This is a genomic window from Streptomyces sp. (assembly GCF_031181705.1).
In the GTDB taxonomy this organism is placed as follows: Bacteria; Actinomycetota; Actinomycetes; order Streptomycetales; family Streptomycetaceae; genus Streptomyces.
Map to the genome: position 1 here is coordinate 60575 of NZ_JAPSKN010000001.1, position 15857 is coordinate 76431.

The 15857-nt window shown below is 73.3% G+C and carries 16 protein-coding genes and 1 tRNA gene; 9 read left to right on the forward strand and 8 right to left on the reverse strand.

The window, feature by feature from the left end:
- Together RIN80_RS00305 and RIN80_RS00310 are read right to left on the reverse strand one after the other, a co-directional pair.
- Positions 1 to 483: a DNA starvation/stationary phase protection protein gene (locus RIN80_RS00305; protein ID WP_309093381.1), complete on the reverse strand. Its 483-nt coding sequence runs from the start codon at positions 481 to 483 to the stop codon at positions 1 to 3.
- Positions 480 to 737, reverse strand: coding sequence for a WhiB family transcriptional regulator (locus RIN80_RS00310; protein ID WP_309093382.1), 258 nt, complete (start codon positions 735 to 737; stop codon positions 480 to 482). Before RIN80_RS00310 ends, RIN80_RS00305 begins: the two co-directional genes overlap by 4 nt.
- 182 nt (positions 738 to 919) lie before the next feature.
- Here RIN80_RS00310 and RIN80_RS00315 point away from each other — a divergent pair, with 182 nt between their 5' ends.
- Positions 920 to 2107 carry a thiolase family protein gene (locus RIN80_RS00315; RefSeq protein WP_309093383.1) on the forward strand — a complete coding sequence of 396 codons (1188 nt, stop codon included), beginning with the start codon at positions 920 to 922 and terminating at the stop codon, positions 2105 to 2107.
- A 78-nt stretch (positions 2108 to 2185) separates the two neighbouring features.
- The gene (locus RIN80_RS00320; protein WP_309093384.1) at positions 2186 to 2959 is read left to right on the forward strand and encodes a sulfite exporter TauE/SafE family protein; all 774 of its coding nucleotides are present in this window, start codon (positions 2186 to 2188) and stop codon (positions 2957 to 2959) included.
- Positions 2960 to 2967: 8 nt separating this feature from the next.
- Here RIN80_RS00320 and RIN80_RS00325 read toward each other — a convergent pair whose 3' ends face one another.
- A complete protein-coding gene (locus RIN80_RS00325; RefSeq protein ID WP_309093385.1) occupies positions 2968 to 3771 on the reverse strand; it encodes an HAD-IIA family hydrolase in 804 nt (267 codons plus the stop codon).
- A gap of 85 nt (positions 3772 to 3856) precedes the next feature.
- Between RIN80_RS00325 and RIN80_RS00330 the strand changes: the two genes are divergently transcribed.
- Positions 3857 to 4606, forward strand: coding sequence for a cobalt-precorrin-6A reductase (locus RIN80_RS00330; protein ID WP_309093386.1), 750 nt, complete (start codon positions 3857 to 3859; stop codon positions 4604 to 4606).
- Between the two features lie 110 nt (positions 4607 to 4716).
- On the opposite strand, the gene RIN80_RS00335 is transcribed toward RIN80_RS00330, so the two are convergent.
- From RIN80_RS00335 to RIN80_RS00345, 3 genes are all read right to left on the reverse strand, one after another.
- A complete protein-coding gene (locus RIN80_RS00335) occupies positions 4717 to 6792 on the reverse strand; it encodes an MDR family MFS transporter (RefSeq protein ID WP_309093387.1) in 2076 nt (691 codons plus the stop codon).
- A gap of 81 nt (positions 6793 to 6873) precedes the next feature.
- Positions 6874 to 7644 carry a precorrin-6A synthase (deacetylating) gene (cobF, locus tag RIN80_RS00340; RefSeq protein ID WP_309093388.1) on the reverse strand — a complete coding sequence of 257 codons (771 nt, stop codon included), beginning with the start codon at positions 7642 to 7644 and terminating at the stop codon, positions 6874 to 6876.
- A 199-nt stretch (positions 7645 to 7843) separates the two neighbouring features.
- The gene (locus tag RIN80_RS00345; protein WP_309093389.1) at positions 7844 to 8377 is read right to left on the reverse strand and encodes a DUF309 domain-containing protein; all 534 of its coding nucleotides are present in this window, start codon (positions 8375 to 8377) and stop codon (positions 7844 to 7846) included.
- 98 nt (positions 8378 to 8475) lie between these two features.
- Between RIN80_RS00345 and RIN80_RS00350 the strand changes: the two genes are divergently transcribed.
- From RIN80_RS00350 to RIN80_RS00365, 4 genes are all read left to right on the forward strand, one after another.
- Positions 8476 to 8549 (forward strand) — tRNA-Pro (locus RIN80_RS00350).
- 581 nt (positions 8550 to 9130) lie between these two features.
- Positions 9131 to 9808 carry an NUDIX domain-containing protein gene (locus tag RIN80_RS00355; RefSeq protein WP_309093390.1) on the forward strand — a complete coding sequence of 226 codons (678 nt, stop codon included), beginning with the start codon at positions 9131 to 9133 and terminating at the stop codon, positions 9806 to 9808.
- 73 nt (positions 9809 to 9881) lie between these two features.
- Positions 9882 to 10865 carry an aldo/keto reductase gene (locus tag RIN80_RS00360; protein WP_309093391.1) on the forward strand — a complete coding sequence of 328 codons (984 nt, stop codon included), beginning with the start codon at positions 9882 to 9884 and terminating at the stop codon, positions 10863 to 10865.
- Positions 10866 to 10980: 115 nt separating this feature from the next.
- Positions 10981 to 11808, forward strand: a complete 828-nt coding sequence (locus tag RIN80_RS00365; protein ID WP_309093392.1) for a DUF427 domain-containing protein — start codon at positions 10981 to 10983, stop codon at positions 11806 to 11808.
- Here the strand turns inward: RIN80_RS00365 and RIN80_RS00370 are convergent.
- Complete coding sequence (locus tag RIN80_RS00370) at positions 11771 to 12502, reverse strand: TetR/AcrR family transcriptional regulator C-terminal domain-containing protein (protein ID WP_309093393.1); 732 nt, start codon at positions 12500 to 12502, stop codon at positions 11771 to 11773. The genes RIN80_RS00365 and RIN80_RS00370 overlap by 38 nt on opposite strands.
- Positions 12503 to 12651: 149 nt before the next feature.
- Between RIN80_RS00370 and RIN80_RS00375 the strand changes: the two genes are divergently transcribed.
- Positions 12652 to 13731, forward strand: a complete 1080-nt coding sequence (locus tag RIN80_RS00375) for an aminoglycoside phosphotransferase family protein (protein WP_309093394.1) — start codon at positions 12652 to 12654, stop codon at positions 13729 to 13731.
- Entirely contained in the window at positions 13728 to 14813 is a 1086-nt protein-coding gene (locus RIN80_RS00380; RefSeq protein ID WP_309093395.1) for a GNAT family N-acetyltransferase, read from the forward strand. Before RIN80_RS00375 ends, RIN80_RS00380 begins: the two co-directional genes overlap by 4 nt.
- Before the next feature lie 11 nt (positions 14814 to 14824).
- Here the strand turns inward: RIN80_RS00380 and RIN80_RS00385 are convergent, their stop codons facing one another.
- Positions 14825 to 15700: an alkaline phosphatase family protein gene (locus tag RIN80_RS00385; protein ID WP_309093396.1), complete on the reverse strand. Its 876-nt coding sequence runs from the start codon at positions 15698 to 15700 to the stop codon at positions 14825 to 14827.
- Between the last annotated feature and the right edge of the window lie 157 nt (positions 15701 to 15857).

A 15857-nucleotide genomic window follows, 5' to 3' on the forward strand; every position in this document is an offset into this window, starting at 1 on the left:
TCAGCTCTCGCGGGGGAAGTTCTCGGCGTCGAACATCCAGCGCTGCTTCTCCAGCTCCGCCGTGACGGCGATCAGCAGGTCCTGGGTGACCGGGTCGGCCGTCTCGGTCGCCTCGATGCGCCCGCGCAGCCGGCCGATCGCCTCCTGCAGCGCCTCCACCATCACCTGCACGGCGTCCTCGTCGCGGACCCAGCCCTCCTTCGGGGCGGGCAGCGTGAAGGCCTTGGCGACGGTCTCCGGGCGGCCGTCCGGCGGCACGCCGAGCGCGGCGGAACGCTCAGCGACCGTGTCGGCGAAGTTCCGCGCGGCCGCGACCACCTCGTCCAGCTGCAGGTGGATGGACCGGAACCGCGGTCCGACGATGTTCCAGTGCGCCTGCTTCCCGGTGAGCGAGAGTCCGAGCAGATCGACCAGGGTGTCCTGGAGTGCCTCGCAGGCGACCTTGCGGGCGTCGTCGGGCAGGGTGCTCCTCACAGCCGTCATAGGGCGCTTCTCCTTGTCGCGTCGTTCCTCGTGGTCCGGAGCAGTGCGTCGCGCTCCTCCTCGCAGGTGCCGCCCCACACGCCCGATGCCTGACCACTGCCGAGCGCGAAGCTCAGGCAGTCGTCGGTCACCGGGCAGCGCGCGCAGATCCGCTTGGCGGCCGTCACGTCGCGCAGGGCCGGGCCCGCGGTGGCCACGGGAAAGAACAACTCGGGGTCCTCATCCACGCAGGCGGCGCTCCGCAACCACTCCATGAACGGGCGGGTGCCCAGGGCCCACGGGTGCAAACGCGCGACAGACCGGCTCAGCCGGCTCCCGGCCTGCGAGAACACCGTACGGGAGCCCTTTCGGCCACCGAATCTTCCCAGAGGGAGGTGAAGGGGCTATTATCCGAAACTAGCAGTGCTAATTAACTGGCGGTGTGAGGAGCCCTCTCGTGCGTCCCGTCCACTTCGCGGCCGCCCGCCGCACCCCCATCGGCAAACTGCGGGGATCCCTCTCCTCGGTGCGGCCCGACGACCTGGCCGCGGCCGTCGTCCGCGGCCTGGTCGCCGACGTGCCCGCGCTGGACCCGGCCCGCGTCGACGACGTCTACTGGGGCGCCGCCAACCAGGCCGGCGAGGACAACCGCAACGTCGCCCGCATGGCCGCCCTGCTCGCCGGCCTGCCCGAGTCCGTCCCCGGCGCCACCGTCAACCGCCTGTGCGCCTCCGGCCTGGAGGCCGTGACCACGGCCGCCCGCACCATCGCCGCCGGTGAGGCGGACGTCGTCGTCGCGGGCGGCTCCGAGTCGATGAGCCGCGCGCCCTTCGTGCTGCCCCGCCCCGACGAGGCCCTGCCGCACCGCATCGAGACCGTCGACACCCGCCTGGGCTGGCGCCTGGTCAACCCGGCGATGAAGGACCTGCACGGCCTGCTGTCCATGGGCGAGACCGCCGAGGAGGTCGCCACCCGGTACGGCATCCCGCGCGAACGCCAGGACGAGTTCGCCCTGCGCAGTCACCAGCGCGCCGCCGAGGCCCGCAAGAACGGCCACTTCGACGACGAACTGCTGCCCGTCGAGCGCCCCGACGGCGTGGTCGTCGACACCGACGAGTGCGTCCGCGAGGACACCTCGTACGAGAAGCTGTCCCGGCTGAAGCCGGTCTTCCGGCAGGGTGGCACGGTCACCGCCGGCAACGCCTCCCCGATGAACGACGGCGCCGCCGGACTGCTGCTGGTCAGCGAGGAGGCGCTGAACGACCTGGGCCTGGAGTCCCTCGGCCGCTACGTCGCCGGCGCGTCCGCCGGCGTCCACCCCGACGTCATGGGCATCGGCCCGGTCCCCGCCACCCGCAAGGTCCTGGCCCGGGCCGGCTGGGACATCGCCGACCTGCAGGAGGCCGAGTTCAACGAGGCGTTCGCCGCCCAGGCCCTGGCCTGCGTCGACCAGCTCGGCATCGACCCCGGCCTGGTCAACCCCAGCGGCGGCGCCATCGCCCTCGGCCACCCCCTGGGCTGCTCCGGCGCCCGCATCCTCACCACGCTGCTGCACCGCATGCGACGCACGGGGGCCGCCCGAGGGCTGGCCACGATGTGCGTCGGCGTCGGGCAGGGCAGCGCGGTGCTGGTCGAACGGCCCTGAGCCGCTCCGGACCGGCGGGCCCATCAGGCGAGACGCCGCTTACCGCACCGGTTCGTTGCCCATAGCATCGGTGTTCGCATGAACACCATGACGCTCTGGCACATCACCGGCTGGGAGTTCGCCGCCCTGGCCTTCGCGGCCCTGCTCGTCGGCTTCTCCAAGACCGCCGTGAGCGGGGCCAACACCGTCAGCCTCGCCATCTTCGCCGCGGTGCTGCCGGCCCGGGCCTCCACCGGCGTGCTGCTGCCGGTCCTGATCGCCGGGGACCTGCTCGCGGTCGCCACCTACCGGCGGCACGCGCACTGGCCCACGCTGTGGCGGCTGTTCCCCGCGGTCGCCGCCGGCGTCGTCGTCGGCACCGTGTTCCTGATGTGGGCGGACGACGCGATCGTACGGACCTCCATCGGCGTGATCCTGCTGCTGATGGCGGCCGTGACGGTGTACCGCAGGCGTACGGCGGACGCGGAGGAGGAGCCGGAGGCGGTCACCACCCGGCCGGGCCGCCTCAAGGCCCGCTCCTACGGTGTGCTGGGCGGCTTCACCACCATGGTCGCCAATGCGGGCGGGCCCGTGATGTCGATGTACCTGCTGTCGGCCGGCTTCCGCAAGCTCGGCTTCCTCGGCACCTCGGCGTTCTTCTTCCTGATCGTCAACGTCTCCAAGCTGCCCTTCAGCGCCGGCCTCGGCCTGATCGACGGCCGCTCCCTCCTGCTCGACCTGGCGCTCGTGGCGTTCGTCGTGCCCGGCGCGCTGCTCGGCAAGTGGGCCGTCGGCAAGATCGACCAACGGCTGTTCGAGCAGCTGGTCATCGCCGCGACCGTCGTCGGTGGACTGCAGCTCCTGCTGCGCTGAGCCCCGCGCTACCGCCTTCGCGCCCAGTCCCGCAGCAGCGCCGGCACGTCCGCGAACGAGTCGACCACGTGGTCGGGCGTACCGTCGGCGGCGTCCAGCGCCTCCGGCTGGAACTTGCCGGTCCGCACGAGGACCCCGGTGATGCCGGCCCGCTGGGCCGCCAGGACGTCGGACTCGACGTCGTCCCCGACCATCACGGCCTCGCCCGCGCCGACGCCGAGCCGGGAGAGGGCCGCCTCGAAGAACGCCCGGGCCGGTTTGCCCGTGATCTCGGCCTCCACCCGCGCCGCCCGCTCCAGACCCGCCAGGAAGGCGCCCGAGTCCAGCCGCAGCCCCTCGGCCGTACGCCAGTACAGGTTGCGGTGCATCGCCACCAGCCGCGCCCCGCGCTGCACCTGCCCGAAGGCCCGGTCGAGCGCCTCGTAGCCGAACTCGGGGCCGGCCCCGCCGAGCAGCACCACATCCGGCACGGCATCGCCGTCCGCGGGGTCGACGAGCGGCACCCCCTCCAGGTCCGCCGCGATGTCACCGCTGTTCAGCAGCGCGCACCGGGCACCGGGGGCGTGCGCGGCGAGATGGGCGGCGGTGGCCGCGGGCGCGGTCAGGACGTCCTCGGCGGACACCGGGAACCCCGTGTCCGCCAGCGTCCCGGCGATCGACGCCCGCGTCCGGGACGTCGTGTTCGTCACCAGCAGGACCGCGTATCCGGCCTCCCGGATCTCCCGCAACGCCTCGACGGCGCCGGGCAGCGGCCGCCACGAGACGGTCAGCACCCCGTCGATGTCCACCAGCACGGCACGCACGGACTCCATGCCAGGACCATAACCACCCAGGGCCGCGCCCGCGGGTCCGCACCCGCCCCGCCGTCCGCCGCACGGGACCTCGTACGCTCGACGCGTGTCCCCTCACGTCCTGATCCTCGGCGGCACGGCCGAGGCCCGTGCCCTTGCCGCCGCGTTGTCCGCCCGCCCCGGTGTCCGCGTCACCACGTCGCTCGCGGGGCGCGTGGCACGGCCGGGCGCGGTGGACGGCGAGGTGCGCTTCGGCGGCTTCGGCGGGGCCGAGGGGCTCGCCGGGTGGCTGCGGCGGGAAGGGGTGAGCGCGCTGGTCGACGCCACGCATCCCTTCGCGGAGTCGATCACGGCCAACGCGGTACGGGCCGCGGCTTCCACCGGGGTGCCGACGGTGGTGCTGCGCCGCCCGGGGTGGCGGCCCGGCCCGGGCGACCGCTGGCACCCGGTCCCCTCACTGGACGCGGCGGCAAACCTGCTGCCCGGTCTGGGCCGCCGGGTGTTCCTCACCACCGGGCGCCTCGGCCTCGCCTCGTTCGCGCACCTGACCCAACTGCGCTTCGTGGTGCGGTCGGTGGATCCCCCCGAGCCGCCGATGCCGCCCGACACGCGCGTACTGCTGGCCCGGGGCCCGTTCACGGTGCCCGGCGAGACGGCCCTGCTGCGGGAACACCGCGTCGACGTCCTGGTGACCAAGGACAGCGGGGGAGCGGCCACGGCGGCCAAGCTGACCGCGGCGCGGGGCCTCGGGCTGCCGGTGGTGGTGGTCGGCCGGCCACCCCTGCCGGACGGCGTGCCGGCGGTCCCCGACGTGGAGAGCGTGCTGGAGCGGCTGGGGTACGGCGGGGCGGTCTGAGGACCGTGTGACGGCAGTACGGCAGCACAACTGTCCGGCAGTACGGCAGTACGGCTGTCCGGCAGTACGGCTGTCCGGCAGTTCGGCTGTCCGGGGCGCGCTGGGGGGCGTCAGGCCGCGCTCGTCGCCGGGGACTTCGCCGGCCTGGCCGGCAGGCCTCGGCTCAGGTCCTCCACCAGCAGCCGTTTCGCGATCGCGTCGACCGCGATGCGCAGGTCGCTGTCCGAGGGGCGGCCGACGTCCCGTCCCAGCCGGTCCTCCAGCCACGCCGCCCAGGCCCTGCTGATCACCGCGGCCTCCCGGGCGCCCGCCTCCGTGTGGGAGAACAGCGCGCCGCTGCGGGTGAGGAACCCCTCCTCCACCATCCGCTCGAAGACCGGCAGCAGCACCTCCGGCGGCATCCGGCGCCGCGCGGCGATCAACCCGAGGCTGGCGTGCCCGACCATGCGCGTGAACAGCTCCACCTGCATCACGGCCCACGCCCCGGCCACGTCCAGCCGGGTGTCGGACTCCACGACGATCCGGCGCGTGGTGTCCAGGTCCGTACCGCCGATGATCTTCCCGACGGCGGCCTCCAGCACCCGCCGGGAGTCCGCGCCGTGCGGCGAGGCGAACCCCTCGCCCAGATCGGTCGACCCGGTCCGCGCGGTGTCGCGCAGCCGGACCTGCTTGAGGAACAGGGCGACGACAAAGCCCAGGACGGCGACCGGCACGGTCCACAGGAACACGGTCTGCAGCGTGTCCGCGTAGGCGTCGACGATCGGCGCCGCCGTGGCCGACGGCAGCTCGTGCACGCCCTCGGGGCTGGTCGCCGCCCGGCCGACGGTGGCCGGGTCCACCTCACCGGCCCGCGCGGCGCCCGCGAGGCCCTCGCGCAGGTTGGACGCCAGCGCGTTGGTGTAGATCGTGCCGAACACGGCCGTGCCGAACGAACTGCCCAGCGTACGGAAGAAGGTGACGCCGGAGGTGGCGGTCCCGAGGTCGGCGTAGTCGACGGTGTTCTGCACCGCGATCGTCAGCACCTGCATGCTCAGCCCGATGCCGGTGCCCAGCACGAACATGTAGAGGGACTCAAGGCCCGCGCCCGTGCCCGGACCCATCAGGGACATCAGGTACAGGCCGAGGCCCATCACCAGCGAGCCGACGATCGGGAAGAGACGGTAGCGGCCGGTCCTGCCGACCACGGTGCCGCTGAACACCGACGCGATGAGCAGCCCCGCCACCATCGGCAGCGTCCGCACGCCGGACACCGTGGCCGAGTCGCCGTCGACGTACTGCAGGTAGGTCGGCAGGTACGTCAGCGCGCCGAGCATCGCGAACCCGACGACGAAGCTCAGCACCGAGCAGACAGTGAACACCGGGTTGGCGAACAGCCGCAGGGGCAGCATCGGTTCGCGCGCCCGGGCCTCCACCCGGCAGAACAGCGCGAGCGCGACGACACCGCCCACGAACAGCCCGATGATCACGCCCGAGCCCCAGGCGTACTCGTTGCCGCCCCAACTCGTCGCCAGGATCAGCGCGCCGGCGCCGACCGCGACCAGCGCGATGCCCAGGTAGTCGATGACGGGCCGGCTTGCCGCCTTGACCACCGGAATGGTCCGGGCCGCCGCCGCGACGACCGCGATCGCGATGGGCACGTTGACGTAGAACGCCCAGCGCCAGGTCAGATGGTCGGTGAACAGCCCGCCCAGCAGCGGCCCCACGACGGTGGCGACCCCGAACACCGCGCCGATCGCGCCCTGGTACTTGCCGCGCTCCCGCAGCGGGATCACGTCCGCGATCAGCGCCATGGACGTGACCATGAGCCCGCCCGCGCCGATGCCCTGCATCGCCCGCCAGGCGATCAGCAGCGACATGTTCGTGGCCAGACCGCACAGGAACGAGCCCGTGATGAACACGATCGCCGAGACCTGGAAGACCAGCTTGCGGCCGAACAGATCGCCGAACTTGCCGACCAGCACGGTCGCGACGGTCTCCGCGAGGAGGTACGAGGTGACCACCCACGACATGTGCTCCGCGCCGCCGAGGTCCGACACGATGGTCGGCAGGGCGGTGCCGACGATGGTCTGGTCGAGCGCCGCGAGCAGCATGCCCAGCGTGATCGTCACGAAGACGACGTTGCGGCGCCGGGTGTCCAGCACCGGGGGCTGGGAGGCGGGCGGTGCGGTTTCCTCCACGACGGTCACGTCGTCACCTTCACACCTGTGGGCTACGTGCGCATGCCAGAACGTCCGCACGGGTGCCCGGTGTCGTGCGCCCCGGTCGGGTCAGTCCCGGGGGTGGCGGCGCAGCAGATACGTGTCCATGATCCAGCCCTTGCGCTCCCGGGCCTCGGCGCGCAGCCGCTCGATGCGGGGAGCGGCCTCGGCGATCGGGCCGGAGACCAGGATCTCGTCCGGGGTGCCGATGTAGGCGCCCCAGTAGATCTCGACGTCCTCGTCCGCGTACCGGCGGAACGTCTGGTGCGCGTCGAGCATCACCACCACGTCGTCCACGTCCCGCGGGAAGCCCTCCGCGAGCCGCCGTCCCGTGGTGATCTGCACCGGGCGGGCGACGCGGTTGAGGCCCGTGCGGTGCCGCGCCACGAGCGCCGAGACACTGCTGATGCCGGGCACGACGTCGTAGGCGAACGCGACGGCGCCGCGCTCCAGCACCTCCTCCAGGATCGCCAGGGTGCTGTCGTACAGCGAGGGGTCGCCCCACACCAGGAACGCGCCGGTCTGGTCCTCGCCGAGTTCCCCGGCGATCAGCCGCTCGTAGATGTCGGCCCGGGCGCTGCGCCAGTCCCCGACGGCGGGGGAGTAGGCGGCACCGCCGGCGCGCCGGTCGCGCTCCGGGTCCCGCGCCTCGACGACCCGGTAGGTGCCGTGCGGAACGTGCGTGTCGAGCATGTCCCGCCGCAGTCCGGTGAGGTCCGCCTTCACCTCGCCCTTGTCGAGGATGAAGAACACGTCCGTGCTCCGCATCGCCCTGACCGCCTGGAGGGTGAGCTGGTCGGGGTCGCCCGCGCCGATACCGATGACATGAATCTTTCGCACGCCCCGAGTCTGCCGCACGGGCCGGGGCGGCCCTCCACCGCGTCCCGGGTCGGTCAAGGTCCCGGGTGGTGCGCGGGCGAGCGGGTGGTCCCGCGCCGTGTCCCGAGAGGCCCCGGCCCCCGCCCCGCCCCGGTCGGCTCGGTCGTCCGCCCCTGCCGGTACCGGTCGGTTCAGCCGTCCGCCCCCGGTCCCGGCCGGTTCAACCGCCCGCGCCGCGCAGTCGGGGTGCCCGCGCTGCCGCGTCCACGGCCCGGCCCTCCCGCTCGACCTCCCCGGCCAGTTCCCGAGCCCAGGCGGCGACGGTCTCGACGTCGATGCCGTGCGGCCGGTCCCGCCCGGAGTCCGAGACCCACGCCACGGCCGCGCCCGCACCGCGCCGCAGCAGCCGGGCGCCCCCGGTGAGGTTGCCGCGGGCGGCGTGCGTCAGGCCCACCGCGAGCTGGGCCAGGCCGCGCCACAGCTCCCGTTCCTCCTCGGGACCCGCCTTCCACGCGTCCTCGAAGACCTCGTGCGCGTGGAACGGTTTCCCCTCGTCCAGCAGCCGCTGCGCCTCGGTCACGGTCTCCTCGGGCGCGCGGACCACGCCCTCCGGCTGCCGGGGCACACCGTCCGCCCCGTACGGCAGGGGCCGGCCGAGACCGTCCCGCGGCCGGGCGTTGCGGGCCCGGCCCTCCGTGTCGCGGTCCCGCGCGCCGCCCGGCCGGTCCGAGTACGTCTCTCCTGTGCTGCCCATACGCCGATTGTCCCGCCCGGGCCGCTTTCGGCGCGGCCAGGGGTGTGGGGTAAAGTGCTGTTCGCGCGATCACGCGGCTCACCGCGGGTGGCGCGCACCGGGACGTGGCGCAGCTTGGTAGCGCACTTGACTGGGGGTCAAGGGGTCGCAGGTTCAAATCCTGTCGTCCCGACGGTGCGGAAGGTCCTCGCAGGCGGATGCCCGCGAGGGCCTTTTTCTGGTCCAGCCGGCGGTGGTACACGCCGGGAGCCGGTTTCCCGAGGAACCACAGGGGCACGTGGGCGAGGCCGTCCCCCCCCGCGTCACCCCCTGCTCGCAGCCCCGCGCCGCCGACCCGGTGCGCAGCGTGATGTCCAGGCTGAGCTGGATGCCCGCGCCGACCTCCCCGAGGGCCGCCACCTGCTCCAGCACCGTCACGCGACACCCGTTGCGCCCGAGGGCGAGCGGCGGCCGGCCCGCCGATCCCGGCCCCGGCCACGAGCGCGTGGCGCGTGCGTCCCGGCCCGCTTCCATGAGTCCTCCCCCCCCCGTGAGGCGCGTCGGATCATCGCCGTCCGCTGTCCGCCCTCCACTGCCCCGCGGCCCGTCGCCACCAGGCGCGGGAAGCGGCTCCCACTGTCTCCCTTCTCATGGGGCGAGAGGCGGTCCCGGACAGGTCATGCTCGGTACCCCGCCCCCCGCCGGCCGCCCCGGGATGGTAGAAGCGGGCATGACCCTTTCGATCTTTCCGCCCCGCCGTCCGGCCGGTGCCCGATGACCGCCGGTATCGACACGCCCGACCGCAGGGGCCGCACCGGACTCGACCGCACCGGCCGGGACCTCACCGGCAACCCCCGTGTCAGAGTCCGCGACGTGAAACTCCTGTCCAGCCACTGGTACGTCGAACGGACCACGACCTTCGACTTCCGGCACGCCGACGGCACTTGGAGCACCCAGGAACGCGAGACGCACGACCGGGGCAACGGGGCCACCATGCTCCTCTACGACGCCGCCCGCGAAACCGTCCTGCTCACCCGCCAGTTCCGCTTCCCCGCGTACGTCAACGGGCACCCCGACGGCATGCTCGTGGAGACGCCGGGCGGTCTGCTCGACGAGGAGGACGAGCACCCGGAGGTGGCGGTCCGGCGCGAGGTCGTGGAGGAGACCGGCCACACCATCGGCGAGGTCCGGCACCTCTTCGACGTCTACATGAGCCCCGGCTCGGTCACCGAACGCGTCAGCTTCTACGCCGCCGCCTACGGCCCGTCGACCCGCACCCACGAGGGCGGCGGCCTCGGCGAGGAGGGCGAGGACATCGAGATCCTCGAACTGCCCTTCCGCCGGGCCCTGGAGATGATCCGCACCGGTGAGATCGCCGACGCCAAGACGATCATGCTGCTGCAGTGGGCGGCACTGGAGGGGCCGTTCGCCCCGGGCGCCCCGCGTCCTTGACCTGGAGCGCACTTCAGCAGGAAGACTCCCGTGCCGTGCCCCGAGGCCCGGGGCGCGCACGGGAGGAGCAGCCATGAAGTACCGCACGATCGGCACGGACCCACACACCCGCCGCGAGGTGAGCGTGCTCGCGCTCGGCGCCATGCTGTTCGGCTCCGTGACGGACGAGGCGACGTCCTTCGCCCTGCTCGACCGCTACGCCGAGGCCGGGGGCACCTTCATCGACACGTCCGACAACTACGCCTTCTGGGCCGACGGCGGCCAGGGTGGCCAGAGCGAGGAACTCCTCGGGCGCTGGCGGCGCAGCCGCGGCATCGGCGGCGAGATCGTCATCGCGACCAAACTCGGCGCCCGCCCCCTCGCCCCGGGCACCAGCTACACCGACAACGCCGAGGGCCTGTCGGCGAAGGCGATCCGCGAGTCGGCGGAGCGCAGCCGCGAGCGGCTCGGCACGGAGAGGCTCGACCTGCTCTACGCGCACATCGAGGACCACACCGTCCCGCTCCAGGAGACCGTCGAGGCCTTCGGCGCCCTCGTCGCCGAAGGCACGGTGGGACTGCTCGGCGTCAGCAACCACGCCACCTGGCGCGTCGAGCGGGCCCGGGCCCTGGCCGCAGCGGCCGGACTGCCCGGCTACGAGGTGCTCCAGTACGCGCACACCCACCTGCGCCCCCGCACCGACGTGCCCGACGGGCTCTTCCCGGACGGCAGCCTCGGCCACGCCGGCCCCGACCTCCTGAGCTACCTGCGGGCCGAACCCGGCCTGACCCTGGTCGCCTACTCGCCCCTGCTGAGGGGGGCCTACAGCCGCCCCGAGCGCCTGCCCGCGGACTTCGACCACCCCGGCACCCCGCCCCGCCTGGCGGCCCTGCGCGACGTGGCCCGCGAGACCGGCGCGACGGTCAACCAGGTCGTCCTCGCCCGGCAGATCGGCGGCGCCCTGCCGATCGTCCCGCTCGCCGGGGTCTCCACACCGGCCCAGCTGGAGGAGAACCTGGCCGCCGTGGACCTGGAACTGACCGAGGAGCAGCGGGCCAGGCTCGACGCGGCGCACTGAAAGCCGTGGGACGGTGGAGGGGAACGGACCTGCGGACCCCGACTGGTGCGGGCTCCGGTCCACTCCGGGGCCACGGACCCTCGCGGACCTCCTGCGCGTGAAGGAGACACCGGCCATGGCCACCCACCCCGCCCACCCCGCCGCCCGGTCCCTCAGGACCACCCCCGAAGGCCTCACCTGGGAGCCCAGCGAGCGCTGGGTGCGCGGCCGCACGGGCGACGTCACCGTCGTCGACAGCCGCCACCCGGTGCTCGTGTGGGAGCCCGGCCTGCCCGTGCCCCAGTACGCCTTCCCGCGTGCGGACGTCCGCACCGACCTCCTGCGTCCCGCGGCCGACCCGCCCGCCGGCACCCACACCGGCTCCCGGGTCTTCTACGACCTGGCCGCCGACGGCGAGGTGCGCGCGAACGCGGCCTGGACCTTCCCCGCCGAGGACCTGGCCGGCCACATCGCCTTCGAGTGGTTCCGGCGCGCCGACACCGGCCTCGACCACTGGTACGAGGAGGAGGAAGAGATCTTCGTCCACCCCCGTGACCCGCACAAACGGGTGGACGCGCTGTCCAGCAGCCGCCATGTCCGAGTCGAGATCGAGGGCCGGCTCGTCGCGGACACCCACACCCCGGTCCTGCTCTTCGAGACGTCCCTGCCGACCCGGTACTACCTCCCCCGCGAGGACGTCCGCCTCGACCTGTTCCAAGCCACCGACCACAGCACCGGCTGCCCCTACAAGGGCACCGCCTCGTACTGGTCCTGGCGCGGCGAGGGCGACGTGCCGCCCGACGTCCTCTGGAGCTACCCCGACCCGCTGCCCGCCGTGGCGGCGATCCGCGGACGCCTCGCCTTCTTCGACGAAGTCGTGGACATCACGCTGGACGGGGAGCGCCTGGAGCGCCCGGAGACGCCGTTCAGCGGGATGCTGCGGAAGGGGACGCGCCACCGGTGAGGCCGTCGAACAGGGCGTCGAGACCGGCCGCGAGACCCTCGGGACCGCCCCGCTCGGCGAGCGAGGCCGCCGTCTCCCGCAGGGTCGGCAGATCCTTGGGCGACAGCCGGTGCAGACCGAGACGGAAGGCCGGATCGGTCTCGTCAGGATTGTCCACCGTGGGGCGCAGCTCCACGGACACGTAGCCCAGCAGCCAGGCGGTGAAGGCACGGAACACGGTGGAGGCGGTGGCCTCGTCGAACCCGGCCTGCCGCAGCAACGCGAGCACCCGCTCGTGATCCCGCAGCACGGCGGCGGGCCGCCGGGCCAGCGGGACGGCGAGCAGCCGGGTGGCGATCAACGGCACCGCCTGGGGGTGAGCCAGGCACACGTCGTAGGTCGTACGGGCGATGCGGTGCAGCCCGGCCCGCCAGTCGGAGTCCTCGCCGCCCTCGGCCTCCAGCCGCTCCTCCAGGCTCAGATACAGCGCCTCGACCAGCCCGTCGAGCAGGGCGTCCTTGTTCGGCGCGTACCGGTAGAGCGCCATCGCCTCGACACCGAGTTCGGCGCCGAGGCGGCGCATGCTGAGTGCCGAGAGACCCTCACGGTCGACCAGGGCAAGGGCGCTGGCCAGGACGCGCTCCCGGCTGAGCCGGCCGTAGCGGCCGCGGTCGCTGGCGCGGCGGGACTGGCTGGGCCCACGGCCGTTGGCCATGCTGACTCCTCGGGGTGCAGAAGGACGGAGCCGTCCTGACGACGTACACATACATGATCCGGGGCCGAGTCGCACCTCGTCCCAGCTGCGTCGATGATGAAAAGAGGTGGTTTGCGGCATTTGGCTGAGGTGTGTGAAGGGAGGGGCGGATGGCGTTCACCGCGGAGCTGAGAGGGTTCCTGCCGCTGCGTCCCGCCGGTCTCCTGACGCGCCCGGCCGACGCACTGGCGGCGCGCAGACTCGCTGACTCGCTGCCGCTCGGCGGTGCGCCGCACAGGCCCCGGCGCACCTTCTCCGACCTGCTGGTCTTCCGGCTCGACGGCAACGGCACGGAACCCGCCGTGGTCAAGCATCCCCGTAGCCCACGGGCGGCCGCCTCGCTGGAGCACGAGTGCGAGGCCGTGCGGCGGCTGGCCCGGGACGAGCGGCTCGGCTCGTGGCGGCGGCTGCTGCCCGTCGTGAGGGAGCGCCGCCTGGAGGGGCCGCTGCCGGTGCTGGTGGAGTCCTGCCTGCCGGGCGTCGAGGCCGACGCCCTGTTGCGGCGCTCCCCCGCGCTGGCCCGCCGGGTGGCCGAGTCCGCCCTCGCGGCGATCCGCGAACTGCACCGTGCCACCGGCCGGACGCGGGAGGTGACACCCCTGCTGGACGACTGGGTCGAACCCCGGCTGGCCGTGCTCGCCGGGGAGGTCCGGTGGTGCCGCCGGGGTGAGGGCGCCAGGGCGCTGGCCGCCGTACGCGAGCGGGTGGAGGGCGGGCTGGCCGGGCACCGGCTGCTGGTGGCGTGGACGCACGCGGACTTCCACCCCGGCAACGTGCTGGTGTCGGAGGGCCGGCAGACGCTGTCCGGAGTGATCGACTGGGCGGGTGCCGTACCGGACGGCCCCTCACTGCTCGACTGCCACACCTTCGTGCTGACCATGCGGCACCAGCTCGCCGGACGGGAGTTCGGCGCAGTCGTCGCCGATGTCGTGCGGCGCGCCTCCCTCAGGTCCGAGGACCGGCGGCTGCTCGCCGGTGCGCGGGCGCTGGAGGCCGGACCCCGGGCGGAAACGGCTGTGACGCTGCTGACCTGGCTGTGGCACGTCGCGGGGAACCTGGAGAAGTCGGCCCGGTACGCGCGCAGTCACCGCTGGGTGGCGGACAACGTGGTGTCCGTCCTGGGCGAGCTGCTGGCCGACGAGGGCACGGCGCCGGTTCGCGGCGCACCGTCCCGCGGGAGGACGGGGTGAACACGCACGCCGCAGCGCCGATCGGCACCGCGGCCGGTCCCGCGCAGGTCACGACCCCCGCCCCGCGGGCCGTCTGGTGGGAGCTGGCCGACCGGGACGCGGACATCAGCGTCACCCAGACACCGACCTGGCTGGATTGCCTGTGCGAGACCGGGTCGTACCGGGACGCCAGCAGGCTCTACGCGTTCGCCGACGGCAGCCGGATCGTGCTGCCGCTCGCCGGCAGGGGGCGGCGTCCCCGCCGGCTGGACGCCGAGGAGTCCTGGCCGGCCGGCTGGGGAATCGGCGGACCGGTTACGTCCGGGGCCGTGGGTGCCGAGCAGGCGCGGGCGCTCTTCGCCGACCTGGAGCGCCGGCCCGCCCTGCGCGTCGCCGTCCGCTTCCGGCCCCAGGGCGCCGAGCTGTGGCAGCGGACCGCGCCGGGCGGTTTCCGCCTGGAACCCCATATGAACCAGGCGGTGGATCTCGACGGCGGCTTCGAAGCGGTCTGGCAGCACCGCTTCCACACCCGGGTCCGCCGTGACGTCAGGCGCGCCGAGAAGGCACACCTCGACGTCGAGGCCGACCGCACCGGCCGGCTCGCGCCCGTCTTCGAGGAACTGTACGACCGGTCCATCGAGCGCTGGGCGGCACAGCAGCACGAACCGCGTGTGCTGGCCCGGTGGCGCAGGCGGCGCGAGTTCCCCAGGGAACGGCTGGCCGCTGTGGCCGCCCGGTTCGGTGAGGGCTGCACGATCTGGCTCGCACGGCACGCCGGGGAGCCCGTGGCGGCCATCGTCGTCCTGCGGCACGGCCCGCACGCCAAGTTCTGGCGGGCGGCGATGGACCGGGACCGGGCCCATCCGGTCCGGGCCGTCCCGCTGCTGTACCGGCTGGCCATCGAGGAGGCGTGCGCGCAGGGCTGCCGGGCCTTCGACCTGGGTGAGTCCGCGCCGGGCTCGTCACTGGAGCACTTCAAGGCGGGCTTCGGAGCGGTGGGCCGCCCGTCTCCGCGTTACCGGCGGGAGCGGCTGCCCGTCTCCGCGGTCGAGCTCGGGCTGCGGACGGCCGTCAAGCGCGTCATCCGGTTCCGGGACGCCTGACGGACGCCGGGTCAGTCGTCGCCCTTCCAGATGTCCAGGGGCTCCGCCTCGGCGCTGTGCCCGATCGGGTCGAGGTCGTACGCGTCCAGGATCGTGCGCAACAGGCCGTACAGGTTGTTCGGCTGGTCGTGTTCGCCCGGTCTCACCTGCTCGCCCACGACGACGGTCGGGATGTGGTTGTCCTCCTCCTCGCCGCCCTCGTCCTCGTCCCAGGTGACCACGAGGAGGCTGTTGTTGGTCATGGCCCAGCGGGCGTAGTCGCCGAGGTTCTCCCGCAGCCAGGTGTCGGCGCGTGCGACGCCACCGTCGTGCATGTCGTTGTCGAGGTTCGGCACCACGAAGGAGACGTGCGGCAGGTCCGAGAAGTCCTCGGGGAAGTCCGTCCACGGGCGGTTGACGGAGTCCGGCAGGTTGGTGAAGTTCACCCACGGAGCGTGCCGGCGGACGTACGGGCCGCTGGTGCAGTCCTTGAAACCGACCCTCGGCAGGCTCTCCGCGTACCCGATGAACGTCAGGTCGGCCTGGATCAGCTGGGAAGCGAGGTTGCGGGACGAGAAGTCGTTCGGGCAGTCGTTGTCGACGCCCTGGGTCGACCCCGAGAACAGGGCCAGGTAGTTCGGCTGGCTCGGATAGGTGATGGCGAAGAACTGGGTGAGATTGGCGCCCTTGCGGGCCAGTTCGTTGATGTACGGGGCATCGGGCGAGCCGATGATGTCGTCGTAGCCGCGGTTCTCCTCGATGACCACCACGATGTGGTCCGGCCTGGGGACACCGTCGCTCCGGCCCGGGGAACCGCAGGCGGCCACGGGCAGGAGCATCGCCAGCGCGGCGAACGCGGCGACGAGCGGTTTCCGCGCGCTGTGCCGCGTTCGGAACGGTGCCCTCACCCGTGGTGTCACTGTTCTCCTCCGCCGCGTGGTCCCGCTGCTGCCGGTCGAACAAAACGGCAGTAACGTAATATTTAGCATTTATGCCGCATGTTGTCCGGTTCGGAGTGCTGGTACGCCGGTGCGGGGGAGCGGCGCGGAGGGCGCTGCCGGGCCT